The organism is Streptomyces sp. NPDC049541, from assembly GCF_044465725.1.
GTDB lineage: Bacteria > Actinomycetota > Actinomycetes > Streptomycetales > Streptomycetaceae > Streptomyces.
Genome location: NZ_JBITLY010000006.1, coordinates 99,819 through 125,133 on the forward strand (window position 1 = coordinate 99,819; position 25,315 = coordinate 125,133).

20 protein-coding genes and 1 riboswitch are annotated in these 25,315 nt (G+C 70.6%); of the genes, 5 read left to right on the top strand and 15 right to left on the bottom strand.

The annotated features are described in order from the left end of the window. Positions 1-44 precede the first annotated feature (44 nt). Positions 45-314 carry a DUF3761 domain-containing protein gene (locus tag ACIBW9_RS23005; protein WP_390699249.1) on the top strand — a complete coding sequence of 90 codons (270 nt, stop codon included), beginning with the start codon at positions 45-47 and terminating at the stop codon, positions 312-314. A gap of 18 nt (positions 315-332) precedes the next feature. On the opposite strand, the gene ACIBW9_RS23010 is transcribed toward ACIBW9_RS23005, so the two are convergent. From ACIBW9_RS23010 to ACIBW9_RS23030, 5 genes are all read right to left on the bottom strand, one after another. Next, positions 333-1,979, bottom strand: coding sequence for a DUF501 domain-containing protein (locus ACIBW9_RS23010; RefSeq protein WP_398957821.1), 1,647 nt, complete (start codon positions 1,977-1,979; stop codon positions 333-335). Between the two features lie 46 nt (positions 1,980-2,025). Further along, positions 2,026-2,502 carry a septum formation initiator family protein gene (locus ACIBW9_RS23015; protein WP_398957823.1) on the bottom strand — a complete coding sequence of 159 codons (477 nt, stop codon included), beginning with the start codon at positions 2,500-2,502 and terminating at the stop codon, positions 2,026-2,028. Between the two features lie 98 nt (positions 2,503-2,600). After that, a complete protein-coding gene (gene eno / locus ACIBW9_RS23020) occupies positions 2,601-3,887 on the bottom strand; it encodes a phosphopyruvate hydratase (protein ID WP_115907739.1) in 1,287 nt (428 codons plus the stop codon). A 213-nt stretch (positions 3,888-4,100) separates the two neighbouring features. Then, positions 4,101-4,781, bottom strand: a complete 681-nt coding sequence (locus tag ACIBW9_RS23025; protein ID WP_398957826.1) for a transglycosylase family protein — start codon at positions 4,779-4,781, stop codon at positions 4,101-4,103. Positions 4,782-4,785: 4 nt separating this feature from the next. Further along, a riboswitch (cyclic di-AMP (ydaO/yuaA leader) is annotated at positions 4,786-4,954 on the bottom strand. Positions 4,955-5,149: 195 nt separating this feature from the next. Continuing rightward, a complete protein-coding gene (locus ACIBW9_RS23030) occupies positions 5,150-6,130 on the bottom strand; it encodes a transglycosylase family protein (RefSeq protein WP_398957828.1) in 981 nt (326 codons plus the stop codon). 218 nt (positions 6,131-6,348) lie between these two features. Between ACIBW9_RS23030 and ACIBW9_RS23035 the strand changes: the two genes are divergently transcribed. Beyond that, complete coding sequence (locus ACIBW9_RS23035) at positions 6,349-7,587, top strand: cytochrome P450 (protein ID WP_398957831.1); 1,239 nt, start codon at positions 6,349-6,351, stop codon at positions 7,585-7,587. On the opposite strand, the gene ACIBW9_RS23040 is transcribed toward ACIBW9_RS23035, so the two are convergent. From ACIBW9_RS23040 to ACIBW9_RS23065, 6 genes are all read right to left on the bottom strand, one after another. Beyond that, positions 7,552-8,562 (bottom strand): nucleoside triphosphate pyrophosphohydrolase, encoded by a 1,011-nt coding sequence (locus tag ACIBW9_RS23040; RefSeq protein WP_398957833.1) that lies wholly within the window; start codon positions 8,560-8,562, stop codon positions 7,552-7,554. The genes ACIBW9_RS23035 and ACIBW9_RS23040 overlap by 36 nt on opposite strands. 100 nt (positions 8,563-8,662) lie before the next feature. After that, positions 8,663-9,307 (bottom strand): SurA N-terminal domain-containing protein, encoded by a 645-nt coding sequence (locus tag ACIBW9_RS23045; RefSeq protein ID WP_398957835.1) that lies wholly within the window; start codon positions 9,305-9,307, stop codon positions 8,663-8,665. Between the two features lie 144 nt (positions 9,308-9,451). Beyond that, positions 9,452-10,279: a glycoside hydrolase domain-containing protein gene (locus ACIBW9_RS23050; RefSeq protein ID WP_398957837.1), complete on the bottom strand. Its 828-nt coding sequence runs from the start codon at positions 10,277-10,279 to the stop codon at positions 9,452-9,454. Positions 10,280-10,437: 158 nt separating this feature from the next. After that, complete coding sequence (locus tag ACIBW9_RS23055) at positions 10,438-11,931, bottom strand: protein kinase (protein ID WP_398958700.1); 1,494 nt, start codon at positions 11,929-11,931, stop codon at positions 10,438-10,440. A gap of 38 nt (positions 11,932-11,969) precedes the next feature. After that, on the bottom strand, positions 11,970-12,560 hold the full coding sequence (locus tag ACIBW9_RS23060; RefSeq protein WP_398957839.1) for a hypothetical protein: 591 nt from the start codon (positions 12,558-12,560) through the stop codon (positions 11,970-11,972). A gap of 183 nt (positions 12,561-12,743) precedes the next feature. Further along, positions 12,744-14,912 carry an N-6 DNA methylase gene (locus tag ACIBW9_RS23065; RefSeq protein WP_398957842.1) on the bottom strand — a complete coding sequence of 723 codons (2,169 nt, stop codon included), beginning with the start codon at positions 14,910-14,912 and terminating at the stop codon, positions 12,744-12,746. 213 nt (positions 14,913-15,125) lie between these two features. Here ACIBW9_RS23065 and ACIBW9_RS23070 point away from each other — a divergent pair, with 213 nt between their 5' ends. Both ACIBW9_RS23070 and ACIBW9_RS23075 read left to right on the top strand, forming a co-directional pair. Beyond that, positions 15,126-15,803 carry a hypothetical protein gene (locus tag ACIBW9_RS23070; RefSeq protein WP_398957845.1) on the top strand — a complete coding sequence of 226 codons (678 nt, stop codon included), beginning with the start codon at positions 15,126-15,128 and terminating at the stop codon, positions 15,801-15,803. A gap of 178 nt (positions 15,804-15,981) precedes the next feature. After that, positions 15,982-16,704 (top strand): hypothetical protein, encoded by a 723-nt coding sequence (locus ACIBW9_RS23075; protein ID WP_398957847.1) that lies wholly within the window; start codon positions 15,982-15,984, stop codon positions 16,702-16,704. 22 nt (positions 16,705-16,726) lie between these two features. Here the strand turns inward: ACIBW9_RS23075 and ACIBW9_RS23080 are convergent, their stop codons facing one another. After that, positions 16,727-17,407 (bottom strand): HNH endonuclease family protein, encoded by a 681-nt coding sequence (locus ACIBW9_RS23080; protein ID WP_398958702.1) that lies wholly within the window; start codon positions 17,405-17,407, stop codon positions 16,727-16,729. A 235-nt stretch (positions 17,408-17,642) separates the two neighbouring features. Between ACIBW9_RS23080 and ACIBW9_RS23085 the strand changes: the two genes are divergently transcribed. After that, complete coding sequence (locus tag ACIBW9_RS23085; RefSeq protein WP_398957849.1) at positions 17,643-17,828, top strand: antitoxin; 186 nt, start codon at positions 17,643-17,645, stop codon at positions 17,826-17,828. 84 nt (positions 17,829-17,912) lie between these two features. On the opposite strand, the gene mfd is transcribed toward ACIBW9_RS23085, so the two are convergent. The 3 genes from mfd to ACIBW9_RS23100 all read right to left on the bottom strand — a co-directional run bounded on the left by mfd (position 17,913) and on the right by ACIBW9_RS23100 (position 25,197). Continuing rightward, entirely contained in the window at positions 17,913-21,443 is a 3,531-nt protein-coding gene (gene mfd, locus ACIBW9_RS23090) for a transcription-repair coupling factor (protein ID WP_398957851.1), read from the bottom strand. A gap of 386 nt (positions 21,444-21,829) precedes the next feature. Then, positions 21,830-24,412 (bottom strand): ABC transporter permease, encoded by a 2,583-nt coding sequence (locus ACIBW9_RS23095; protein ID WP_398957853.1) that lies wholly within the window; start codon positions 24,410-24,412, stop codon positions 21,830-21,832. Next, on the bottom strand, positions 24,409-25,197 hold the full coding sequence (locus ACIBW9_RS23100; protein ID WP_398957855.1) for an ABC transporter ATP-binding protein: 789 nt from the start codon (positions 25,195-25,197) through the stop codon (positions 24,409-24,411). The genes ACIBW9_RS23095 and ACIBW9_RS23100 overlap by 4 nt, the downstream gene beginning before the upstream one ends. Between the last annotated feature and the right edge of the window lie 118 nt (positions 25,198-25,315).

Consider the following 25,315-nt stretch of genomic DNA (forward strand, 5'->3'; position numbering starts at 1 on the left):
CTATAAGCTCCCGCTGCCACGCACCACCAGGGGGAGGAACTCCTATGCGCGCACGTCTTGCTGCCTCGGCGATCACCGTCGCCCTCGCCGGCGTCCTCATCAGTGCACCGACCGCTTCCGCGGCCACCCTGCCCGCCACCAACACCGCCCACCACTGCGTCAGTCACACCACCGGCGTGTGCGGCTGGACGCACCACCAGCGGCCGAGGGACAAGTACGAGACGGCGAAGTGCAAGGACGCCACCCTGTCCTACTCGCGCCACTCACAGGGCACCTGTTCGCACCACCACGGCGTCCGGTACTGGTTCAAGTAGGCCGCGGCAGCAGGATCGTCAGACGCCTTCCGCCACCTTGAAGGCGATCCCGTCGAGGATGTCGTGCTCGCTGACCACGACCTCCTCGGCGCCGATCCGCTCCATGATCGACTGCAGTACGAGGGCGCCCGCGGCGATCACGTCGACGCGCCCCGGATGCATGGAGGGGACGGCCGCGCGCTCGGCGTGGGTGGAGTGCAGCAGCCACTCGGTGATCTCGCGGACCTTCGCGAGGGAGATCCGGGAGTGATGGATGCGCTGCGAGTCGTACTCGGTCAGCTCCTGAGCGATGGCCGACACGGTCGTCACCGACCCCGCGAGCCCGACCAGCGTGCGCGCCTCGCGCAGCGGGACCGTCTCCTCGGCGAGGTCGAGGGCCCGCTCGATGTCGGCCCGCATGGCCCCGATCTGCTCCTCGGCGGGCGGGTCGGTGACGGCGCCGTCCCGGACGATGTGCCGCTCGGTCATCCGCACGCACCCGACGTCGACGGAGCGCGCCGCGCGCACCTGTTCGTCGCCCACGACGAACTCGGTCGAGCCGCCGCCGATGTCGACCACCAGATAGGGACGGTCGAGGTCGTCACGCCCCTTCAGCTCCTTGGTCGCCCCGGTGAAGGAGAACTCGGCCTCCTGCTCGCCGGAGATGACCTCGGGCTCGACACCCAGGATGTCCACGACGCCCCGTACGAACTCGTCGCGGTTCGAGGCGTCCCGGGAGGCCGACGTGGCCACGAACCGCACCTTGTCGGCGCCCAGGTCACGGATCACCTCCGCGTACTCCCGGCAGGCCGCGAACGTCCGCTCCAGCGCCTCGGGGGCCAGCCGCCCGGTCCGGTCCACGTCCTGTCCGAGCCGCACGATGGTCATGCGCCGGTCGAGCTCCAGCAGTTCGCCGGTGGCCGGGTTCACGTCCGCCACCAGGAGCCGGATGGAGTTCGTGCCGCAGTCGACGGCGGCGACCCGGCTGAATCCCTCGGCGACCATCGGCTTGTACGCGAAGGAGCCGCTGCGGACCTCGGCGGGGTCGGTGACCTCGCCCTCCTCGCCGGGGAGCTCGTCCGCCGGGTCGGGGGCAGCGAGCGGCTTGAAGGCGAAGTGACCCGTGCCGTCCTCGGAGACGTCCGTCTGCCATCCCTCGCCGGTCGGCGGCCCGCAGGGCGTCACGCACGGGCCCTTCAGCCACCACTCCGGCAGCATCGCGATCGCCTCGTCGCCCAGCGGGTTGACGCCCGGGCCCGCCGCCAGCGAGTGGCCCACCAGGACGTGCAGGCACTTCACCCGGTCGGGCATGCCGCCCGCGCTCGGGAAGCCCTCCAGGACCTCGATGGCGTCACGGCGCGCGAGGTAGTCCTCGTGCGCGGCGCGGTAGGCGGCGGCCAGCTCCGGGTCCGTCTGGAGCCGCTCCGTCATCTCCTTCATGACGCCGTTGGCCTCCAGCGTGCCGATCGCCGAGGCGGCACGGGGGCACGTCAGGTAGTACGTCGTCGGGAAGGGCGTGCCGTCCGGCAGGCGGGGGGCCGTCTCCACGACGTCCGGCTGGCCGCAGGGGCAGCGGTGCGCGATGGCGCGCAGCCCGCGCGGCGGCCGCCCGAGCTGCTGCTTGAAGGCCTCGACGTCGGCGTCGGTGGGCTCGGTGCGCGGGGTGGGCGGCGGGGGCGTATGCATGCCTGAACTGAATTCCTCTGTCGATATCACTGGTCGGCGGGCCTGATCACTGGTCGGATGCGTCCGACCTGTCGACCCCGTCCCAGACGTTCGTGTACCAGGGGCGGTGGCCCGCGCCCTGCTCGAAGCGCGACTGCTTGGCCGTGCTCGGGTCGATCACGACGAAACTGGTCTCCCCGGGCAGCACATAGTGCAGCCGCAGCCGGATCTGCTGTTCGGCGTACTCGTCGTCCTGCCAGCGCGCCTTCAGGTCGCGCAGCTGCTCGACCCGCGCCCTGGCCTGCTCCCGCTGCCGCTGGAGATCGGCGATCTGGGAGCGCTGGGAGACGTACTGCCTCATGGGGTACGCCAGCGCCACCACCATCGAGCACAGCACCAGGGCGAGCAGCGCCGCCCGGCCGGTCAACCGAGACCGGCGGGCCTGCCGCTTGGTCTGGGAGCGGTAGACCCGGGCCGCCGTCTGCTCGCCGAGCAGCCTGATCCTGGTCGCGGTGGAGAACCGGTCCCGGTCCTTCACTGCCATGTCGCCGCCTCCCGTCACACGTGCGTACGTCCCCGCACACGGTACGGGACCGGTACGGGGACGTACGTACGACTGGCTAAGGCTTAGCCCAGGTTGGGTCAGCCCTTGAAGCGGGGGAACGCGCTGCGGCCCGCGTACTCCGCGGCGTCGTCGAGGATCTCCTCGATGCGCAGCAGCTGGTTGTACTTGGCGACGCGGTCCGAGCGGGCCGGGGCGCCGGTCTTGATCTGGCCGCAGTTCACCGCGACGGCGAGGTCGGCGATGGTGACGTCCTCGGTCTCGCCGGAGCGGTGGGACATCATGCACTTGAAGCCGTTGCGCTGGGCCATCTCGACGGCGTCCAGGGTCTCGGTGAGCGAGCCGATCTGGTTCACCTTGACGAGCAGGGCGTTGGCGGTGCCCTCCTCGATGCCGCGGGCCAGGCGCTCCGGGTTGGTGACGAAGAGGTCGTCGCCGACGATCTGGACCTTGTCGCCCAGCTTGTCGGTGATGACCTTCCAGCCGGCCCAGTCGTCCTCGAACAGCGGGTCCTCGATGGAGACGAGCGGGTAGGCCGCCACGAGCTCCTCGTAGTACTCGGTCATCTCGGCGGCCGAGCGGGACTTGCCCTCGAACTCGTACTTGCCGTCCTTGTAGAACTCGGACGCGGCGACGTCGAGCGCGAGCGCGATCTGCTGGCCGGGGACGTAGCCGGCCTGCTTGATGGCCTCGATGATGAGGTCGAGCGCGGCGCGGTTGGACTCCAGGTTCGGGGCGAAGCCGCCCTCGTCGCCGAGGCCGGTGGACAGGCCCTTGGTCTTCAGCACCTTCTTGAGGGTGTGGTAGACCTCGGCGCCCCAGCGCAGGGCCTCGGAGAAGGACTCCGCGCCGATCGGGGCGATCATGAACTCCTGGATGTCCACGTTGGAGTCGGCGTGCGAGCCGCCGTTCAGGATGTTCATCATCGGCACCGGCAGCAGGTGCGCGTTCGGGCCGCCCAGGTAGCGGAAGAGCGGCAGGTCGCTGGCCTCGGAGGCGGCGTGGGCGACGGCGAGGGAGACGCCGAGGATGGCGTTGGCGCCGAGGGAGCCCTTGTTGTCGGTGGCGTCCAGGTCGAACATGGCCTGGTCGATCAGGCGCTGCTCGGTGGCGTCGTAGCCGACCAGCTCGGGGCCGATCTGCTCGATGACGGCGAGGACGGCCTTCTCGACACCCTTGCCCTGGTAGCGGTTGGGGTCACCGTCGCGGAGCTCGATGGCCTCGAAGGCGCCCGTGGAGGCGCCGGACGGGACGGCGGCACGACCCGTGCTGCCGTCGTCGAGGCCGACCTCGACCTCGACCGTGGGGTTGCCTCGGGAGTCCAGGATTTCCCGGGCTACGACGACGTCGATGGACGGCACGAGCATCTCCTTCTTGGATGTGACACGGCTACGGCAGTAGCGCGGTGGCTCTGCGGGACGAGCCTAACCGCCCAAGGCCGATCGGCCACGTTGCCGACCACCTCTTGGGCAGAACCGAGAGTAAATTGTTTCCGAACGGAACAAAGAGGGGGAGCAAAAAGAACCCCGCTCCGGTGCGTACGGGGGAACACGCACCGGAGCGGGGAGACCGCGAGGCTGTCACTTGAGGTGCAGCTGCTGACCCGGGTAGATGAGGTTGGCGTCCTCGATGATGTCCTTGTTCAGCTTGAACAGCTTCTGCCAGCCGCCCTTGACGCCGTGCTTCTCGGCGATCGAGCTGAGGGTGTCGCCCTTGACGACCTTGTACTCGCCGTCGCCCTTCTTGACCTTCTTGCCGGTCGGGGTGGTGACGGTCTTGGTGCTCTTGGTGCTCTCGGTCTTCGCGGCCGGGCGCTCGGCGGAGCGGGAGGCGGCCTGGGAGTCGCTGGAGCGGTTGGTGTTCGCGCTGGGGGCGCTGCCGTTGTAGGCGGCACCGGACAGGCCCGTGCCGCAGACCGGCCAGGCACCCTTGCCCTGGGAGGCGAGGACCTTCTCGGCGACGGCTATCTGCTGCGCCTTGGAGGCCTGGTTGGCCTGCGGGGCGTAGGCGGTGCCGCCGTACGCGGCCCAGGTGGAGGCGGAGAACTGCAGGCCGCCGTAGTAGCCGTTCCCGGTGTTGATGGACCAGTTGCCGCCGGACTCGCACTGGGCGACCTTGTCCCACTCGGAGGCGGTGGCGGCGGAGGCGTTGCCGGCCGCCATCAGCGGAGCGGCGATGGCGACGCCGGTGACGCCGGCCAGCGCGGCGACGCGGGTGGCCTTGGACGGACGGCGGTGCTTGCCCTTGCCGGAAAACAGCATGGTTCGATCCCCTCACCGACGCCTGCGAGGTGAGCTGTCGGGTTCGGGCCGGTTGAGTTGCCCGGCCGTGCTCTCGCTCTCACGAGACACGGCTACACCCCTAGCCGCCCGTCAACTGCCCGGGTCGGCACCTACCTTGGGTCCCCCGCTCCTGCCTACGGCGCTTTACGCGACGACTGTTCCCGTACGGCCGCTGGCAGGATTCGGCGTTGCGGCAGCCGGGGCTCGTGTTGACGAGCGGTGACGACGGTAGACACGCGATCCGTCGAATTTCAAAGACGATCAGGGCTTCTGAGACTCATCCCACACTTTCGCCAAACCGGACATTCAGTGGCGAAGTATGACGTGAACTCCCGTTGTTTTTCGCCCTATTCGGCACCGAGTTTCAGGGTCTGACCGGCGAAGATGTGATTCGGGTCGACACCGATGGCGTTCTTGTTCGCGGCATAGAGCGCACGCCACCCGCCGTCCAGGCCAAGGGAGTCGGCGATGGAGGCGAGAGTGTCACCGGCGTGGACGGTGTACGTGTCGCGCGTGCCGCCGTCGGTCTTGGTCTTGTCGGCGGTCTCACCGGCCGTCTCGTCGGCGCTGGCGCCACGGTGGCGGCCGGTGCCGGTCGTGCCGGTGTCGACGAGGGTCCAAGTGGACGCCGGGGGCTCGAGATTGTCCGAGTCGTCCACCTTCGCCTTGCCTGTCGACGAGCTGTCGGCGCCCTGTGGGTCGGCCGTGGCCTTTTTGGACGGAGAGGTGGACGGCGAGGCGGATGTGCCGGATTCGGTGGAGTTGTCCGTCGCGCTCGCGGAAGTCGAAGGGGAGGCACTGGAGGACGAGCCGGAGGACGAATCCGACGAAGAAGACCCGTCGGAAGCGCTGCCCGAGGAGTTGGACAGCCCCAGCGAGTCGGACGCCCCGGAGGAATCGGACGAACCGGAACCGCCGCCCAGCACGCCGGTGTCGATGGCGGCCGAACCCGAGTCCTTGGTGAGCCCGGAGGTCAGTCCGCACGTGTGGAAGGCGCCGACACCCTGGTCGTCCAGGAGCTTCTCGGCGACGGCTATCTGCTGGTTGCGGCTGGCGAGGTCGGCCCGGGGGGCGTAGTCGAGGCCGCCGTACTTCTCCCAGTTCTCCTGGGTCAACTTGAGCCCGCCGTAGAACCCGTTGCCGCTGTTCTCGCTCCAGGAACCGCCCGTCTCGCACTGCGCCACCTTGTCCCACGTGGTGCCGTCGGCGGCGCTCGCGCCGCCCGCGGCGAAGAGCGGGATCGCGATGGCGGAGCCGGTCACTCCGGCCGCGACGAGGATGGCCGGAGCCTGACGGGGGCGACGGTGTCGACCGTTCCCGGAGAGCATGCGGAGGCCTTTCGCGAGACAGCAATGACCGCGCGGCGCATGACACCGACAGGCGTTCGATACCGCCGCGCTGGTCCGTGAACGTAGCCGGTGCCGATCACTTGTCACAAGTTAATGCCGCGTAGATCACGTGAAGATCACAGACTTGAACGCGTGTCATCTTCGACCCGTTCGCCGCGGCGGCGCATCCACCTGCACGCTCCCGATACGGTCGTCCTGTGAACGTCCCCAACACCGCTCCCGAACTCTTCACCTGGGAATTCGCCAGTGACCCGTATCCGGCCTACGCCTGGCTGCGCGAGCACTCCCCCGTCCACTGGACGACACTTCCCAGCGGGGTCGAGGCCTGGTTGGTGACCCGCTATGCCGACGCACGTCAGGCGCTCGCGGACGGGCGGCTCTCGAAGAACCCCGAGCATCACGCCGAGGACGCGCAGGGCAAGAGCAGGACCGGTATTCCGGGTGAGCGCAGCGCCAATCTGATGACGCATCTGCTCAATATCGACCCGCCGGACCACACCCGGCTGCGCCGCCTCGTCTCCAAGGCGTTCACCCCGCGCCGGGTGGCCGAATTCGCGCCGCGGGTGCAGGAGTTGACGGACGATCTCATCGACCGTTTCGCACCGCACGGGCAGGCGGATCTCATCCACGACTTCGCGTTCCCCCTCCCCATCTACGCGATCTGCGATCTGCTCGGTGTCCCGCGCGAGGACCAGGACGACTTCCGTGACTGGGCGGGGATGATGATCCGGCACGGCGGCGGTCCGCGCGGCGGTGTCGCCCGCTCGGTGAAGAAGATCCGCGGCTATCTCGCCGAACTCATCCACCGCAAGCGCAGCGACCTCGGCGAGGACCTCATCTCGGGCCTCATCCGCGCCTCCGACCACGGCGAGCACCTCACCGAGAACGAGGCCGCCGCGATGTGCTTCGTGCTGCTCTTCGCCGGCTTCGAGACCACCATCAACCTGATCGGCAACGGCACCTATGCGTTGTTGCGCAATCCCGCGCAGCGGCAGCGGCTCCAGGAGTCGATCGGGCGCGGTGAGAGCGCACTGCTCGACACCGGTATAGAGGAGCTGCTCCGCTACGACGGTCCGGTGGAACTCGCCACCTGGCGCTTCGCCACCGAGCCGCTGACCGTCGGCGGGCAGCGCATCGCCACCGGCGACCCCGTCCTGGTCGTCCTGGCCGCGGCGGACCGCGACCCGGCCCGCTTCTGCGAGCCCGACACGCTCGATCTCTCCCGCCGGGACAACCAGCACCTCGGATACGGCCACGGCATCCACTACTGTCTGGGCGCCCCCCTGGCCCGGCTCGAAGGCCGCACCGCCCTTAAGACCCTGCTGCGCCGCCTGCCGGACCTGGAGCTGGCCGCCGACCCCGCCGAGCTGCGCTGGCGGGGCGGGCTCATCATGCGCGGGCTACGAGACCTGCCCGTGCGCTTCACCGCCGCCTGACCGGCTCCGGCCCTCCGTCTCCTTGATCGCGTCCCGGTAGGCCCGGGCGGCCGCCCGCAGCGCGGCCTCCGGGTCCACGCCCTCCGCCTCCGCGCGCACCGCCAGCGCGAGCAACTCGTAACCGACGCCCTCCGCTCGGGGCAACGGAACCTCCAGGCCGGCCGTCCGCACCCGCGAGGCCAGCTTCGCCGCGAGGGCCAGGCCCGGCTGGCCCAGTGGTATGCCCTCCGTCACCGAGGTGCGCTGCTTCTCGACCGCCTTGGTGCGCAGCCAGTGCTCCTTGACCTCCTCGGGCGTGGTGGCGGTCTCGTCACCGAAGACATGCGGGTGGCGGTGGATGAGCTTGGTGACGATGCCGGCGGCCACGTCGTCGACGGAGAACGGGGCGTCCGGGTCCTCCTCGGCGATCCGGGCGTGGAAGACCACCTGGAGCAGGACGTCGCCCAGCTCCTCGCGCAGCTCGTCGCGGTCGCCCTCCTCGATCGCCTCGACGAGTTCGTACGCCTCCTCGATGCCGTACTTCGCCAGGCCCTTGTGGGTCTGCAGGGACGACCACGGGCACTCGGCGCGGATGCGGTCCATGACCTGGACGAGGTCCAGGAGGCGGGCGCCGGGGAGGTCGTAGGAGGCGGGGAGCAGCTCCAGCTCCGGCATCTGTATCCGTCCGGAGCCGGCGAGGCGGGCCAGTCCGTCGGTGAGGGCCGGCTCGCCCTCGCCGGTCGCGACCACCACGACCGTACGGCCGCCGGCGCACGCGTCGACCAGCTCCTCGGCGGTGGGGGCGGTCTCCTCGACCCGTATGCCCGCCTCCCGCAGATACGGCAGCTGCGGGTGGGCGCCGTCCGAGCACAGCACGCGGTCGGCGGCGTGCAGCGCCTGCCAGGCGGGCCAGGACAGCAGTCCGGGCGCGACGCGGTGGCTGGTGGTGAGCAGGACGATGCGGCCCAGGGCCTGTTCCGAGCTGGTTGCGTTCACGATCCGAACGTAACGCACGCCGCCGACAGGCCCGGAAGTCGTCCACAGGGCTGTGGGCCGCCGGGCCGCTGTCCACAGGGGCGGCGGCCCTGGAGGACCGTTACGCCGTCTGCTGCGTCCCGGTCGCCGTGACCTCCCGCACCCAGGGGGTCTTCGCGTCGACGCGGCTGCTCTTCTGGACGTCCCAGGTGCCGTAGCGCGGGTTCAGGTCGACGTGGAGTTCCTTGGACGCCTTGGACAGGGCGTTCCAGAAGGCCGGCTTGCTGGTGTCGGCGCCGAGGGCCTGGGCCAGCTTCTGGGCCTCGAGTTGGAGGCGCAGGTTCTCGTCCAGGCGCTGCGGGGCGACGCCGTACTGCTGGAGCCAGGCCGTCTGCAGGGCCTTGGAGCCGCCGACCTGCTGCTCCAGGCCGGTGCGCATCTGCTGGACCTCCTTGGGCGTGACGCTCACGCCCGCGTCCTGGGCGGCGCGGTGCAGCACCTGGTCGATGACCATCCCGTGCAGGGTGTCGCGGGTGAGGCTCCCGGTCTGCGAGACGGCCTGCTTGTACTGCGTCTCGTCCTTCACGGCCGCCCGCTGCGCCGCGCGCACCTCGTTCACCCGGGTCTCCAGCTGCGCCACGGTGATCCGCTGACCGCCGACGACGGCTGCCGCACCGGGGTGCGCATCGCTTCCGCAGGCGGTCAGGAGGGGGGCCGCGGCGGCGATCGCGGCGGTGAGGACGAGCGCGGTGCGACGGCGGTGCAAGGGAGCCTCCCGAGGAGATTGTGCGACGGTGCACAAAGTCTTGCGGTGATCGATGGTAGGCAGTGGGTCGGCTGTGGCCAACCCATTCGACCAACGATTCACCGCGACTTCGGGCACCGCCGCGCCTCCGCGGGGTCCGGGGGCTCAGCCGGTGATGGCCACCGGGGCGTCCCACGCGTCGCGGTCCACGGTGATCGTGTAGCCGTTCCGCGTCTCCTTGCTGTTGACCAGGTACTGGTGACCGCGGCTGTGACCGGTGAACTGGGTCGAGCCGAACGGCCAGTCCGCGGTCGTGGTGTTCTGCTTGTCCCACAGGGCGTACCAGAGGTTGCCCGGCAGGTCCGTCTTGTCGGTGGCGCCCGCGACGGCCTTCGCGCTGGAACTGGTGAAGCCGTAGTAACCGGCGCGGTAGACCTTGGCGCGCAGTTCCTTGTCGAAGGCGCGGACATAGGTGAGCACGGCGTTGTTGCACGACGTGTTCGTGATGTCGTACGACTCCATGTCCAGGTAGATCGGGCTGCCGGCCTTCATGCCGAGCGCCGACGCCTTGGCCACGGCGTCGTCCGCGTCGGTCTTGCCGAGGGCGGCGGCCGTGCCGGCGGTGATCTTCTCGGGGCTGGAGCCGGACTGGCAGGGCGGCTGGGCGCCGACGTAGAGCGGGATGAGCTTCCAGCCGACCGCGCTGACCTGCTTCACCCAGGAGGCGGTCAGGTTGGGCTGGGAGCAGCCGCGGTTCTTGCCGCCGACGTAGACGGCCGCGGCGCCGTAGAAGCCGGTGTGCCAGGCCTTCATCGCGGCCAGGGAGGGCGCGGCGCAGGTGTCGAAGGCGCGGCCGGTGTACGTCTTCTGCGCGGGCCAGGTGGTGGCGGCCATGGAGCTCTGCGCGGCGAGGCCGGCTCCCGCGACCACGGCGGCACCGGCGGCGGCCCAGGTGATGTATCTGCGCTTCTTGGACTGCCGATGGCCGGCCATGTGTACCCCACCCCTGGTTGTGCGTCGGCTGCGTTGTGCGGTGCCCGGCGCCGTGCGTCGCCTGGCGTGAAACGAACGGAACGTATCCGAACCCGGTCAAGCGTTCGGGAAACGTAAGCCCCCAGGAATCACAAAAATCCCTCTGGACTCGGTAAAAACTAGCCGCGCACCTGCCCCAACCATCCCAATGTGCGGCGGATTTCGGCCACCAGCGGGTGGCCGGGGCCGCGCAGGCGCTCCACGTCGAGCAGGAGCCGGGCGAGGGTGTCGTGGGCGGCGGCGCGGTCGCCGAGGGCGAGCAGGAGGTGCCCGATGCGGCGGCGGACGTCGTGGGCGAGCTCGGGGTCGCCGGCCACGTACTGGTTCTCGTAGTACGGCAGCAGCGCGCGGTACTCGGCGAGGGCTGCCGCCGGTTCACCGAGGGACTCCAGACACTGGGCGGCCTCGTAGCGGAAGCGCAGCGACTGCGGGTCGGCCTGGCCGGCCTCGGCGGCGCGTTCGTCGGCGAGGCGGCGCAGTTCGGGCAGTGCGCGCCGGTACTGGCCGTCGTCCATGAGGGTGGCCGCGTACTGCTTGCGCAGGGTGCGGACGACCGGGGAGTGCTCGCCGTGCTGTTCGGCGGCCGCGGGGAGGATCGCGCCGAGGATGTCGACGGCCTGGGTGATGCGGCCCTCGCCGAGGAGGCGCTTGACCTCGTCGACGGCGCGGGCGACGTCCGGTTTCTCCGCCTTCTCGACCGCCGGGGTGACGGGCGCGGGCTGGGGCGCGGGCGTGCGCGCGCGGTCCGGCCAGGGGGCGTGCGGGCGGAGGAAGGGGCGCGTGGGGTCGAGGGGCGCCCCGGTTGGCATCCCGCGCGCGGGCAGGAGCAGCGACAGGTGCTCGTACACGTCCTGCGCGGAGGCCGGACGGTGCTGCGGGTCCTTGGCGAGCAGGCGCAGGACGAGGGTTTCGAGCGGCTCGGGAACCTCGGGGCGGATACGGCGTACGGGCACCGGGGGCTCGTACAGATGCCGGTGCAGTACGCCGAGCGCCGTGGAGCCCGCGAACGGGACGTCCCCGCTGAGGAGTTCGTGCAGCAGCACACCGAGCGCGTACAGGTCGGTGTACGGGCCGACCGCGCCGCCCATGGCCTGCTCGGGCGCCATGTAGGCGGGCGAGCCGATGGGGGTGCCGGTGTGGGTCAGGCGGGTGGTGTCGGCGTCCATGACGGAGGCGACGCCGAGGTCGAGGACGGTGACGGTGCCGTCCTGCTTCACCATCACATTGCGGGGCTTGAGGTCGCGGTGGACGATCGGCACGGCGTGCACGGCGCTCAGCACGGCGCACAGTTGCGCGGCGACGGCGACCGCCCACTGCCAGGGGTACGGGTCGTGCTCGGCGAGATGGTCGGAGAGGTCCGCGCCGTCGACGTACTGCATGACGAGGAACAGCTCCTCGCCCTCGCTGCCCGCGTCGTGCACGGTGACCAGGCCGGGGTGGTCGACCTGCGCGGTCACCCGGCACTCGCGCACGAACCGGCGGCGCAGCTCGTCGGCCTCCTGCCCCGCCACCTTGTCGGGGCGCAGCAGCTTCACCGCCACGCGCCGGTCCAGCCGCTGGTCGTACGCCGTCCAGACCTGGCCCATGCCGCCCTGCCCGATGAGCGTGGACAGCGCATAGCGGCCGGCGACGACCCGTCCTGCCGCCACGGTCACCTTCCGCCCTCGTGGTTGTCGTCCGCGTGGCCCGGGTGCCGGCGCAGATAGTCGCTGAGCTCGTCGAGTTCGGCGCGCACCTGGTCGATACGGGCGGGCGCGGGGCGCTGCGGCGGCGGAGGCGGTACGGGGGCGGAGGGCACCGCCACCACGGGCGTCTGCGGGAGTGTGGCCGCGTACGGCGACGGGGGCTGCGGGTAGCCGTAGCCCATGCCCGGGGCCGGGGGCGTCGGATGGCCGGTGGAGTACGGCCCGAAGTGGCGTATGTCCGCGTAGAGGTAGCAGCCGGCGCAGGCCACGGCGTTCAGCAGCAGGATGATCATGCCCGTGTTGCCGTTCGGGGTGCTGAAGTCGTCGGTGTGGTCGGTGCTCAGGAAGGCGAAGCTGATGCCGAGGACCACCACCGAGGCCGCGAAGATCCACCAGTCGGCGGCCTTGCGGGTGACGATCGCCGCGCGGAGCGTCGCGACCCATGCCAGGAATCCGATGCTGAGCAGCGCCACCGCCACGAAGATCACGCGCAGCAGGACCAGCACCCCGGTCGAGGGTCGACGGGGCGGAGGCGCGGCGTAGCCGTGGCCCTGCATGGCTGCTCCTGGGGACCTGATGGGACGAACACAAATGCTGAGTCCGAGCGTATAGGCCGACAAGGACAACGCGTCCCGGGTTGTACCGAACCGTTGAAACGCTGGTCACGTCCCACGACCGGGAACGGCTCGGTCCGGTCGGCCCGGTCGGTCCGGTCGGTCCGGTCGATCCGGTCGATCCGGTCAGTCCGGTGCGACCGTCCCGTCCGTCAGCCCGTCGTACATCCCGCGCACGAGTTGCTCGCCGAGGCGGCCCGCGTGCCGCAGGGCGCGTTCGAACTCGTCGAGGGCGCGGAAGCGTTCGCCGTAGCGCCGCTGCTCGTCCAGGGGCAGGCGGGGCAGTTGGAGGCGGCGCACGTCGAGGCGGGTGGCCGTGGACGCGTAGCTGCTGGCCTGGCGGTTGTTGGCGGTGCCGCGCAGGAAGCCGGCGAGGAACCAGGGGTCGAGCGCCGTGGGATCGGGGCGCAGGAGGACGAGGTTGCGCCCCAGGGCGGCGCCCGCCGTCGCCTCGTCGATCACGCGCGCCACCGAGCCGCCGCCGAGCACCGGCACGACGACGTCGCCCGGCTGCGTGAGCACGGCGTCCTCGTCGCTCTCGGGCAGGGCGCCGGAGGGGGCGGTCTGGGCGAGGACGTCGTGGTCGGTGAGGACGGGCACGCGCGCGTGGCCCCCGTTTCCGCCGGTGCGCAGCACCAGGGCGCCCCCGCGGGCGAGTTCACCGACGGTGGTGAACGGCCAGCGGGGCGCGGGCTGCGCGTGGTCCGCGGGCGGCGGGGTGAGCTCGGCGGTCAGCCGCAGGGTCTCACCGAGGCGTTCGCGTACGGCGGTGAGCGCGCCGGCGCCCTCGGCCGCGGCCGGGGGCGGCAGATGGCGGGCCGGGGCGAGGTCGACGTCGTCGTCGAGGAGGTCGATGACGGGGACGGAGCGGGCAAGACCCGGGCGCTCGTCGAGGGTTCCGGCGCGGTCGAAGGCGCCCCAGGCGTCGAGCACGGCCTCGCGCACGGCCCGCCAGTCGGGTCCGCCGCGTCCCTCGGTGGCGTACTGCCCGGTGTCGGCGAGCAGCACCTCGGGCTGCGCGGGCGCCTTGTCGGGGCGGCGCAGCACCCACAGGTGGAGCGGGATGTTGTACGGGGGTGCGGCGCCGAGGGGCAGGGCGACGACGGCGCGCAGTGCGCCGCGGCGCAGCAGGTCGGCGCGGATCCGGCGGCCGGAGCGGCGGGAGGCGGCGGCGGGCGGCATCAGCAGGACGGCGGTGCCGCCGTCGCGGAGGCGGGCGAGGGCGTGCTGGGTCCAGGCCAGCTCGGATTCGTTGCGGGCCGGGAAGCCGTACTCCCAGCGGGGGTCGTAGGCGAGTTCGTCGTGGCCCCAGTTGCGTTCGTTGAACGGCGGGTGGCACAGGACGGCGTCGGCGCGCAGCCCGGGCCAGGCGTCGGCGCGCAGGGTGTCGCCCGCGGCGCCGCGCACGGTCGCCGGCGTGTGCAGGGCGAGGCGCAGGGCGGTGAGCGCGGCGAGGTCGGGGGCGCTGTCCTGGGCGTAGAGCTCCTGGTCGGGTCTGGGGGTGACGGCGCGCAGGAGGGCGCCGGTGCCACAGGCGGGGTCGAGGAGGGTGCGGGCGGTGCCGGCCAGGTCGGCCATGAGGCGGGCGAGTTCGGTGGGGGTGAGCGTGTACTGGCGGGGGTTGGCGTCGAGGTGGCGGCCGAGCAGGAACTCGAAGGTCTGGCGGGCGCCTGATGCGGCGGCGAGTTCGGCGACTCCGCGCAGGAGGGGGGCGGAGGTGAGGAGTTGGGGGCCGGAGGGGGCCTGCACGGCGGGTGGCGTGGGGGCGGAGGCCGGGGTGGGGGTGTTCACGGCGAGCGGGGAGTTCACAGGTAGCGGTGAATTCACAGGCAGTGGAGAGTTCACATCCGGCGCCGCACCTCCGGCCGATCCGCTGTGAACACCGCGCCCTCGGACCGGCGGACCGAAGCGCGGCACCAGGACGTCCTCCAGCGCCCCCGTCAACATCGCCGCCAGCCGCTCGTCCGACCCCGCGCTCGCTTCCAGCCAGACGGTGGGCCGGTCGTGGATGAGCAGCAGGGCGCAGCCGGCGTGGGTCAGTGCGGTGACGGGGCCCTCGGGGTGGCCGGCGAGCTGCTGCCAGACGCGTTCGCGGAGGGGCACCTCGGCGAGTTTGCCCTGCTTGCGCAGCCAGGCCTCGATTTCGGCGAGCGCGAAGGACGGGCTCGTCTCGGTGCCGCCGACGGGCTTGGGGAAGTCGGCGTGGCGGCGGCGCCAGTTGCTGACGGCGGCGCGGCCGACGCCGGCCAGCCGGGCGATCCCGGCGGCGGTCACCTCTGTCGCGTTGTCCTGCACCCGCCGGCTCCCCTCGTTTGTCGCAGTGTGACGCCGAGCATACCGATGCACGCAAGATCCATGCATTCACGGCCGTGTACACACTCGACTCCGTGAATCGTGTTGACTCGGTTCACAACCTCTGCTCTTATTGACCCAGCGAACACCGTGAACGGCAGCGGCCGGGCAACAGGCCTGTTCGCCACATCCGAACGTCCGAGGGGGGACATCGTCATGGGCATGAAGGGCAAGCTCGCGCTGGGCGCCGTGGTGGGGGTCGTGGTCATCGGCGCCGTATCGGCGAACGCCGGCGACAAGGGAAGCGGCTCCACCTCCGGCTCCGGCAAGAACTCCTCGGCCTCCGCGCAGCACGGCTCCGGCAGCGGGAAGGCGCAGGCCACCGAGAAGAAGAAGGCCGCGTTCGCGGGGGACGGCGACTTCCGGGTCGGTTCGGACGTCAAGCCCGGCACCTACCGCACCACCGGCAACACCGACGGCATGTGTTACTGGGAGCGCGCCAAGGACGCCAAGGGTGAGATGGACTCGATCCTGGCCAACGACAATGTGAGCGGCACCAGTTACGTCACCGTCAAGGCCACGGACAAGCTCTTCAAGTCGAGCGGCTGCAAGGACTGGCAGGCCGTCGACGCCAAGGCGAAGGGCACGCCCGCCGCCAGGATGGCCGGTGACGGCGGGATGTTCAGAGTCGGCTCCGACATCGCCCCCGGCACCTACAGGTCCACCGGCAACAAGGACGACTCCTGTTACTGGGAGCGGACCAAGGACGCCGACCACTCGCTCCACTCGATCGTCGCGAACAACAACGTGACCGGCACGGCCGTCGTCACGATCAGCCCGGGCGACGCCTACTTCAAGACCACCGGCTGCGGTGACTGGAAGAAGGCGGCCTGACCTGCCCCCACCTGGGGTTCGGTCGTTGCGCCCGCACGCTTACCATGACCGCTCGCCGCCCACCGAGCCGTTCCACCGGCTTCCACGGGCGGCCCCACTCCCCACGCCCCGGGCCGCCTCCGGCCCTCGCGCGGCATGCCGTGCGCTCCCCGTCAACACCACCCTTTGAAGGACTGTCATGCGTCTCTCGCCTCGTGTCGCCACCCTGCTCGCCGTCGCGGCACTCCCCTTGGCCCTCACCGCCTGCTCGTCCGGTTCCTCCTCCGACCAGGGCGCGGCTTCCTCCGACAAGGCGGCCGCGACCAAGGCGAAGGACCCCAACGCCTCTCTGCCCACCGGTACGCAGTTGAAGAAGGCGCTGGCGCCCGCGTCGGCCTTCCCCGCCGGGCTCACCATCGAGGCCGACGGCTCCTCGGACACCGGCGACACCCTCCTCTCCCCGTCCGCCAAGAAGAGCGGGAAGCCGGACTGCACCCGGCTGGAGGGCACGTCCTGGATCCAGGTGAGCGGCTACAAGGGGGGAGTGTCGTTCGCGCAGAACGACTACGCGAGCAAGGACAAGACGCAGGAGGTCGCCCAGGAGATCGACACCTTCCAGGGCACCACGGCCGCCGCGGTGATGAAGAGCCTGCAGTCCGTCGCCGCCGCGTGCGCCACGTTCACGGACACCGACACGCACGCCAAGGTGAAGGTCACCGGCAAGTCCACGGCCGGGCTCGGGGACGAGGCCTACACGATGACGCTGACGAGCGGCACCTGGGAGAACGGCACCACGCTGATCGCGGCCCGCTCCGGCAACTCGGTGGTCACCGTGCTGTCCACGGCAGGCAGCGACAACGGCGCCGCGTCCGCGAAGAAGGTGACGACGACGGTCCTCGCGGCACTGAAGAAGCAGGCGTAGCCGAGCCCCCGGCCCGTTCCCGTCAGTCGGCGTGGAAACGGGCCGGCGCCTCGGTCGGGTTGCCGCCGGTGGGGAGCTTCTGTCCCGGGCAGGTCCTGAGGACCTTCTCCATCGCGGCCTTCTCGGCGGTGGTCACCCACAGCCCGTACTTCTTCTTCACCGCGACCTGGGCGGCGACATAGGTGCACCGGTAGGCCTTGGGCGGCACCCAGGTCGCGGTGTCGCCGTCGCCCTTGGAGCGGTTGGCGCTCGCGCCGACGGCGAGGAGGTTGAGCGGGTCGTTGGCGAGGGCTATGCGCTTGCGCGCGTCCCAGTACTTGGCGCCCTTCTGCCAGGCGTCGGAGAGGGCGACCAGGTGGTCGATGTCGACGAGGCTGCGGCCGCGGCGGTAGGTCACCTTCTGGCCGGAGTACGGGTCCGACTCCAGGACGCCGTACGACACCTTGCACTTGCCGTCGCTGAACTTCACGTCGTCCAGGTCCCGTTTGAGGATGTCGTCACGGGTGTCGCAGTTGTTGGAGTCGGTGTCCGCCCAGGCGGCGCCGAACCGGTCGCGGGCATAACCCGTCTTCGGCGCGCGCCCCTTCACGGTCAGCGACTCGGCGGCCGTGAGGGCCGCACCCCCGCCCCCGGTCTCCTGCGGTCCACCGGATCCCGCCTTGGTCTCCGCCTTGCACCCGGCCACGGCGAACACCAGCACCATGGCAGCCGCCGCCCCGCCCCTCAGACGCCTCACGCTGTGCCCTCCCCTTGCTGCACGATCCGCCCCCGCACGGGCGGTCTTCTCTCGTACGCATGTCCCGTACGACTGTCCGCACACCGTAGCGAGAGGGCGCACGGGGGCACTCACGAGGTCCAGACCACAACCGGCCCAAGTGGGCATTTGTCACACATCGGCCGTATCGTCGTTGCTGAGCCATCTCTGGAAGGAGCTCTGGATGGGCATCTTCGACAGGTTCAAGAGCAACCGCCAGATGCAGGACAAGACCAAGGACATGTCCGACGCGGCGGAACGCAAGGTCAACGAGAGAACGGGCAACAAGTACGAGAACCAGGTCGACGACGCCCAGCAGCGCATCGAGGGGCAGCTCGGCATGGATCGCGACAGGCCCGAACAGCCTTAGGGCCCCCGAACAGCCTTAGGGCCACAGAGCAGCCGTCCGCGGAATCCGCCTCCCGCGGACGGCTTCGGCTGTCCAGCAGGGCGACTACGACCCCAGGACCGACGCCAGGAACTCGCCCACCCAGCCCAGCAACTCCCGCCCGACGAGCGGCTTTCCGCCCACCTTCGCCGTCTTCGGGCGCGGTACCAGCACCTGGTGGGCGGCCGGCTTGATGACGGTCCCCGGGTACAGGCGCTTGACCCTGAGCTCCTGGGACTCCCGGAGCTCCACCGGTGCGAAGCGGATGTTGTTGCCCTGCAGGACGATCTCGCCGACCGAGCAGGCGCGGGCGAGCATCCGCAGGCCCGCGACGAGCAGCAGGTTCTCGACCGGTTCGGGCAACTTGCCGTAGCGGTCGACGAGTTCCTCGCGTACGGACTTGATGTCCTCCTCCGTGCTGGCGGAGGCGATGGCACGGTAGGCCTGCAGACGCAGGCGCTCGCCGGGCGCGTAGTCGTGCGGGACGTGCGCGTCGACCGGGAGCTCGATCTTGACCTCCAGCGGCGGCTCCTCCTCCACCCCGCCCTCCAGGGAGGCCCGGTAGTCCGCGACGGCCTCGCCGACCATGCGGACGTACAGGTCGAAGCCGACACCGGCGATGTGCCCGGACTGTTCGCCGCCGAGGAGGTTGCCGGCGCCGCGGATCTCCAGGTCCTTCATGGCGACGTACATGCCCGCGCCCATCTCGGTGTGCTGGGCGATGGTGGCGAGGCGCTCGTGGGCGGTCTCCGTCAGAGGCTTCTCCGGCGGGTAGAGGAAGTAGGCGTAACCGCGCTCGCGGCCGCGGCCCACCCGGCCGCGCAGCTGGTGCAGTTGGGAGAGGCCGAAGTTGTCGCCGCGTTCCACGATCAGGGTGTTGGCGTTGGAGATGTCGATGCCGGACTCGACGATCGTCGTCGAGACGAGGACGTCGTACTTCTTCTCCCAGAAGTCGACGACGACCTGCTCCAGCGTCGACTCGGACATCTGGCCGTGGGCGGTCGCGATCCGCGCCTCGGGGACGATCTCACGCAGCCGGGAGGCGGCCCGGTCGATGGACTCGACCCGGTTGTGGATGTAGAAGACCTGGCCCTCGCGCAGGAGTTCGCGGCGGATGGCGGCGCCGATCTGCTTCTCCTCGTACGGCCCGACGAAGGTCAGGACGGGGTGGCGCTCCTCCGGGGGTGTGGTGATCGTCGACATCTCGCGGATGCCGGTCACGGCCATCTCCAGGGTCCTGGGGATGGGGGTCGCGGACATCGTCAGGACGTCGACGTTGGCGCGCAGCTTCTTCAGCTGTTCCTTGTGCTCGACGCCGAAGCGCTGCTCCTCGTCGACGATGACCAGGCCGAGGTCCTTGAACTTGGTCTCCGAGGAGAACAGGCGGTGGGTGCCGATGACGACGTCCACCGAGCCCTCCCGCAGGCCCTCCAGGACGGCCTTCGCCTCGGTGTCCGTCTGGAAGCGGCTGAGCGCCCGTACGTTGACGGGGAATTGGGAGTAGCGCTCGGAGAACGTCCCGAAGTGCTGCTGCACGAGAAGCGTCGTGGGGACGAGGACGGCGACCTGCTTGCCGTCCTGTACGGCCTTGAAGGCGGCCCGGACCGCGATCTCCGTCTTGCCGTAGCCGACGTCGCCGCAGATCAGGCGGTCCATGGGGACCGACTTCTCCATGTCCTCCTTGACCTCGGCGATGGTGGTGAGCTGGTCGGGAGTCTCCGCGTACGGGAAGGCGTCCTCCAGCTCGCGCTGCCAGGGGGTGTCGGGACCGAAGGTGTGGCCGGGGGCCGCCATGCGCGCGCTGTACAGCCTGATGAGGTCGGCCGCGATCTCCTTGACGGCCTTCTTCGCGCGCGCCTTGGTCTTGGTCCAGTCGGCGCCGCCCAGGCGGTGCAGGGTGGGCGCCTCGCCGCCTACGTACTTGGTGATCTGCTCCAGCTGGTCGGTGGGGATGTAGAGGCGGTCGCCGGGCTGGCCGCGCTTGGCGGGGGCGTACTCGACGACCAGGTACTCGCGGGTGGCGCCCTGCACCGTGCGCTGCACCATCTCGATGTAGCGGCCGACGCCGTGCTGCTCGTGGACGATGTAGTCGCCCGCCTCCAGGGTGAGCGGGTCGATGGTCTTGCGGCGGCGGGCCGGCATCCGGGCGCCGTCCTTGCCGGCCGCCTTCTGGCCGGACAGGTCGGTCTCGGTCAGGACGGCGAGCTTGAGCGCCGGGTCGACGAAGCCGTAGTCGATGGAGCCGCACGACACGTGCACGACGGACGGGGAGATCTCCCCGAGTTCGACGTCGAGGCGGGCCGCGATGCCCTCGCCGCCGAGCACCTCGACCGTGCGGGCCGCGGGTCCGTGGCCTTCGGTGACGAACACCGTGCGCCAGCCCTCGGCGAGCCAGCCCTTGGTGTCGGCGAGGGCCTTGGCGGTGTCGCCGCGGTAGGTCTCGGGGGCGTGCATGCCGAGCTTGAGGGTGTCCGCGTCCAGCTCCTCGTCGGCGGCGAAGGGGGAGACCGACCACCACATCATGTCCAGCTCGCGGGCCCGGTCGCGGACGTCCGCGATGGACCACAGGGAGGCCGCACCGACGTCGATGGGGGCCTCGCCGCCGCCCGCCGTCGCCGCCCAGGACGCCTGCAGGAACTCCTGGGAGGTGGCGACCAGATCGGCGGCACGCGTGCGGACCCGCTCCGGATCGCATACGACGGCCATGGCACCCTTGGGCAGGACGTCGATCAGCAGCTCCATGTCGTCGACCAGGACGGGGGCGAGGGACTCCATGCCCTCGACCGCGATGCCCTCCGCGATCTTGCCGAGCAGTTCGCCCAGCTCGGGGTGTTGCTCGGCGAGGATGCGGGCACGCGTGCGTACGTCCTCCGTGAGCAGGAGTTCACGGCAGGGCGGCGCCCACAGGCCGTGCCCGGCGACCTCGAGGGAGCGCTGGTCGGCGACCTTGAAGTAGCGGATCTCCTCGACGTCGTCGCCCCAGAACTCCACGCGCAGGGGGTGTTCCTCGGTGGGCGGGAAGACGTCCAGGATGCCGCCTCGTACGGCGAACTCGCCGCGCTTCTCGACGAGCTCCACGCGCGCGTACGCGGCGGCGGCCAGGGCTTCCACGACCTCGTTCAGGTCGGCGGTCTGGCCGGTCCTCAGTGCCACCGGTTCCAGGTCTCCCAGACCCTTGACCTGCGGCTGCAGCACGGACCGTACCGGCGCCACGACGACGGAGACCGGGCCGGTCTCGGGGTCGTCGGGGCGGGGGTGGGCCAGGCGGCGCAGGACGGCGAGACGGCGGCCGACGGTGTCGCTGCGAGGGCTGAGCCGCTCATGCGGGAGTGTCTCCCAGGAGGGGTAGTCCACGACGCCGTCCGGCGGGAGCAGCGAGCGCAGGGCTGCGGCCAGGTCCTCGGCCTCGCGTCCGGTCGCCGTCACCGCGAGCACGGGGCGGGCGGTCTCGCGGGCGAGGGCGGCGATCGCGAAGGGGCGGGCGGCGGGGGGGCCGACGAGGTCGATGTGCATGCGGTTGCCGTCTGTGGCCGCCTTGACGGCTTCTGCGAGGGCGGTGTCCTTGACGACGGCGTCGAGCAGACCGTGCAGGCTCATTCGGGGCGGCTTTCGTCCGGGGGGCGGGCAACGCGAAGGGCCCGGCGCGCGCGGCGGGCCGGGGGTTTTCCAGGGTACGTCGCCGCTGGCGCGAGCGCCGGAGCGTTCTCGCCCCCGCCGCCCCTACCCGTCCCGTCCCTGGGGGCTGCGCCCCCAGACCCCCGTTCGGCCTGAACGGCCTCGCCCTCGAACGCCGGACGGGCTGAAAAGGTCAAGCCCCGGCCGGCGAAAATCCAGCCCCTCCGGCGTTCGAGGAGCGGGGGTCCGGGGGCCGGCCCCCGGGCCGGGACGGGCAGGGCGGCGGGGGCGAACAAACCTGCCCGGTGCCGGGGAGTCCCAAGACTCCCCGGCACCGGGCGCTCCCCCGCAACCCCCGTGTGCGGTGGCTATTCGGTGGCGATCGCGTTCAGGACGTTCATCCGGCCGGCCCGGAACGCCGGGACCAGGGCGGCGAACAGGCCCACGAAGGCCGAGCCGAGGAAGACCGCGATCAGGGTGGACCACGGGATCTCGAGGACCTTCAGGCCCTCCAGGGCGAGCAGCTGCTGGGCGGTCGCGCCCCAGCTCATGCCCAGGCCGAGCCCCAGCAGGGCGCCGAACAGGGCGATCACCACGGACTCCATGCGGATCATCCGGCGCAGCTGCCGCCGCGACAGGCCGATCGCCCGCATCAGGCCGATCTCCCTGGTCCGCTCGACCACCGACAGCGCCAGGGTGTTCACGACACCCAGGATCGCGACGATGATCGCGAGGGCCAGCAGGCCGTAGATCATGTTCAGCAACTGGCCGATCTGGTCCTTCAGCGCCTGCTTGTAGTCGGTCTGGTCGCGCACCTTGTACTGCGGGTAGTCGTGCAGCGCGGACTTCAGCGACTTGTACGCGGCGTCCTGCTGCCCGTCCTTGGCGGTGGCGAAGACCAGCTGGTCCAGGGGCATCTTGTCGGCCGGCACGTACTTGGCGAGCGTGGCGATGGAGGTGTACTTCGCACCCTGGTCGATCACGTCGTCGCTGGTGGTGATCGCGCGCACGGTCAGCTGCGCGGTGGTGGAGCCGTCCTTGAACCTGATGCCGATCTTCGAGCCGAGGTGGATGCCGTGCTCCTTGGCGAACTTCTCGTGCACGGACATCGAGTCCGGCAGGTAGGCGTCCTTGAGGTTGCCCGCGACCGTCTTCTTGCGCAGGTCGGTCGCGTACGTCGGGTCCGCCGCCGTGATGTCGGTGTCCTTGAGGGTCTTGCCGTCGGGGGTCGTGTAGTCGGCCTTGGCCGTCCTGTACTCGGTGACCCGAGCGAGACCCGGGGTGTCCTTCACGGCCTTGACGGCCTGCGGTGTGACCAGCTGGCCGCTGTCGGACTGGATGATGAAGTCCGTGCCGACGGTCTTGTCGAGCTGGTCGGTCGCGGAGGCGACCATGGAGGAGCCGACCACCGAGAGGCACGCGACCAGGGCGAGGCCGATCATGAGGGCGGCTCCGGTGGCGCCCGTTCGGCGCGGGTTGCGCAGCGCGTTGCGTTCGGCCATCCGTCCGACCGGTCCGAAGGCCCGCAGCAGTACGGCGCCCAGGACGCGCACCACGCCACCCGCGAGGAGCGGGCCGATGACGACGAACCCGATCAGGGAGAGCACCACGCCCAGGCCGAGCCAGAGCGAACCGTCGCTCGCCTTGTCGACGCCCGCGGCCAGGTAGAGGCTGTAGCCGCCGGCACCGGTGAGGACCAGGCCGACCAGGGCCCGTATGCGGCCGGCCTTGGCGTCGGCGGGGGCGCCGGCGTCGCGCAGCGCGGCCATCGGGGAGACCTTGCCGGCCCGGCGGGCGGGCAGGTAGGCGGCGAGGACGGTGACGACGACGCCGAGCAGGAGACCGACGACCGGGGTCGTCCAGGCGACGGTCAGATCGGCGGTCGACAGGTGCATGCCCAACCGGCCCATGAGCTTCATCAGGCCGACCGCGAGGCCGACGCCCGCGCCGACACCGAGGACGGACCCGAAGACACCCAGCATCAGCGCCTCGGCGAGCACCGACCGGTTGACCTGCTTGCGGCTGGACCCGATGGCCCGCATCAGGCCGATCTCGCGGGTCCGCTGGGCGACCAGCATCGAGAAGGTGTTGATGATCAGGAAGATGCCGACGAGGAAGGCGATCCCGGCGAAGCCGAGCATCGCGTACTTCATGACGTTCATGAAGCCCTCGACGCTCTTCTGGTTGGCGTCGGCGGTCTCCTTGGCGGTCTGCACCTTGTAGGTGGTGCCCAGCGCCGAGAGGACGTTCTTCTTCAGCTGCGGGTCGCTCACCCCGGTCGCGGCCGTGACGTTGACGTTGGTGAAGACGCCGGTCTTCCCGACGAGCGTCTGCTGCGCGGTCTTCGTGTCGAGGTAGAAGATCGCCGCACCGGGGTTGGTGACCTGGAAGTCGGCGATGCCGGAGATCTTCGCGTCGTGCGTGCCGACCGCGCTGATCACCCCGATGTCGTCGCCGAGCTTCAGGTGGTGCTTGTTCGCGGTGTCGCGGTCCACCATCACCTGGTCGGGGCCCTTGGGCGCCGTACCGGAGGTGATCTTCATGGTGCGGGCGTCGTTGCCGTTCCAGCTGCCGACGATGGTCGGGGCGCCGCTGGACGGCGACAGGCTGTCCTTCTTGGCGTCGACGACGGTCACGGAGGTCGAGAAGACCGTGCCCTCCGCCGCCTTCACGCCCTGCGCGGCGCGCACCTTGGCCACCACGGAGGCCGGCATCACCGGCGGCCGGCCGTTGTCGGAGGTCGTCTCACCGGTGTCCGAGGCGACCTTGGCGCTCACCGTCACATCGGACGACGTCGCCTGGAACAGCTTGTCGAAGGTGGCGTTCATGGTGTCGGTGAAGACCAGCGTCCCGCAGACGAACGCCACCGACAGCAGCACGGCGATCGCGGAGAGGGCCATACGCCCCTTGTGCGCGAAGAAGTTGCGCATCGACGTCTTCAACACGGTCATGAGGTGCGCCCCCGGGCGTCGAAGTCCTTCATGCGGTCGAGGACGGCGTCCGCGGTCGGCTTGTACATCTCGTCGACGATCCGGCCGTCGGCGAGATACAGCACCCGGTCCGCGTACGAGGCCGCCACCGGGTCGTGCGTGACCATCACGATGGTCTGCCCGAGCTCGTCGACCGAGCGGCGCAGGAAGCCCAACACCTCTGCCCCCGCACGGGAGTCGAGGTTTCCGGTCGGCTCGTCACCGAAGATGATCTCGGGCCGCGCGGCCAGCGCCCGGGCCACGGCGACGCGCTGCTGCTGGCCGCCGGAGAGCTGGGTGGGCCGGTGCTTGAGCCGGTCGCTCAGCCCCACGGTGTCCACGACCCGCGCCAGCCACTGCTTGTCCGGCTTACGGCCCGCGATGTCCATGGGCAGCGTGATGTTCTCCATCGCGTTCAGCGTCGGCAGCAGGTTGAACGCCTGGAAGATGAACCCGATCCGGTCCCGGCGCAGCTTGGTGAGCTTCTTGTCCTTGAGCCCGGTGATCTCGGTCTCGTCGAGGTAGATCTGCCCCGAGGAGACGGTGTCGAGCCCGGCCAGGCAGTGCATCAGGGTGGACTTGCCCGAGCCCGAGGGGCCCATGATCGCGGTGAACTGCCCGCGGGCGATGTCGACGTCCACGTGGTCGAGGGCGACGACACGGGTCTCGCCGGCCCCGTACGCCTTCACGACCTGCCGCGCCCGCGCGGCTACGGCCGTACGCCCTCCAGTGCCCCCGTGCCTGGGAATGGTCACGGCCGAAGTCATGGTAAATCTCCTATGTCGGTTACGAAGATGACGCACGCGTGCTGCGCCGGACCGGTCCTGCCGGTTGTGCTGTGCTGGTTACGCGGATGAGTCTGGCCTCGCGGAGGGGTCCGGCGCG

Bases quoted from the DNA above. Each gene is read 5' to 3' on its own strand.
- mfd (WP_398957851.1), bottom strand. From the start codon at position 21,443: ATGAGCCTGCACGGTCTGCTCGACGCCGTCGTCAAGGACACCGCCCTC.
- ACIBW9_RS23005 (WP_390699249.1), top strand. From the start codon at position 45: ATGCGCGCACGTCTTGCTGCCTCGGCGATCACCGTCGCCCTCGCCGGC.
- ACIBW9_RS23060 (WP_398957839.1), bottom strand. From the start codon at position 12,560: ATGCAGGGCCACGGCTACGCCGCGCCTCCGCCCCGTCGACCCTCGACC.
- ACIBW9_RS23075 (WP_398957847.1), top strand. From the start codon at position 15,982: ATGCGTCTCTCGCCTCGTGTCGCCACCCTGCTCGCCGTCGCGGCACTC.
- ACIBW9_RS23010 (WP_398957821.1), bottom strand. From the start codon at position 1,979: ATGCATACGCCCCCGCCGCCCACCCCGCGCACCGAGCCCACCGACGCC.
- ACIBW9_RS23095 (WP_398957853.1), bottom strand. From the start codon at position 24,412: ATGACCGTGTTGAAGACGTCGATGCGCAACTTCTTCGCGCACAAGGGG.
- ACIBW9_RS23050 (WP_398957837.1), bottom strand. From the start codon at position 10,279: ATGGCCGGCCATCGGCAGTCCAAGAAGCGCAGATACATCACCTGGGCC.
- ACIBW9_RS23030 (WP_398957828.1), bottom strand. From the start codon at position 6,130: ATGCTCTCCGGGAACGGTCGACACCGTCGCCCCCGTCAGGCTCCGGCC.
- ACIBW9_RS23085 (WP_398957849.1), top strand. From the start codon at position 17,643: ATGGGCATCTTCGACAGGTTCAAGAGCAACCGCCAGATGCAGGACAAG.
- eno (WP_115907739.1), bottom strand. From the start codon at position 3,887: ATGCTCGTGCCGTCCATCGACGTCGTCGTAGCCCGGGAAATCCTGGAC.
- ACIBW9_RS23025 (WP_398957826.1), bottom strand. From the start codon at position 4,781: ATGCTGTTTTCCGGCAAGGGCAAGCACCGCCGTCCGTCCAAGGCCACC.
- ACIBW9_RS23070 (WP_398957845.1), top strand. From the start codon at position 15,126: ATGGGCATGAAGGGCAAGCTCGCGCTGGGCGCCGTGGTGGGGGTCGTG.
- ACIBW9_RS23080 (WP_398958702.1), bottom strand. From the start codon at position 17,407: ATGGTGCTGGTGTTCGCCGTGGCCGGGTGCAAGGCGGAGACCAAGGCG.
- ACIBW9_RS23015 (WP_398957823.1), bottom strand. From the start codon at position 2,502: ATGGCAGTGAAGGACCGGGACCGGTTCTCCACCGCGACCAGGATCAGG.
- ACIBW9_RS23100 (WP_398957855.1), bottom strand. From the start codon at position 25,197: ATGACTTCGGCCGTGACCATTCCCAGGCACGGGGGCACTGGAGGGCGT.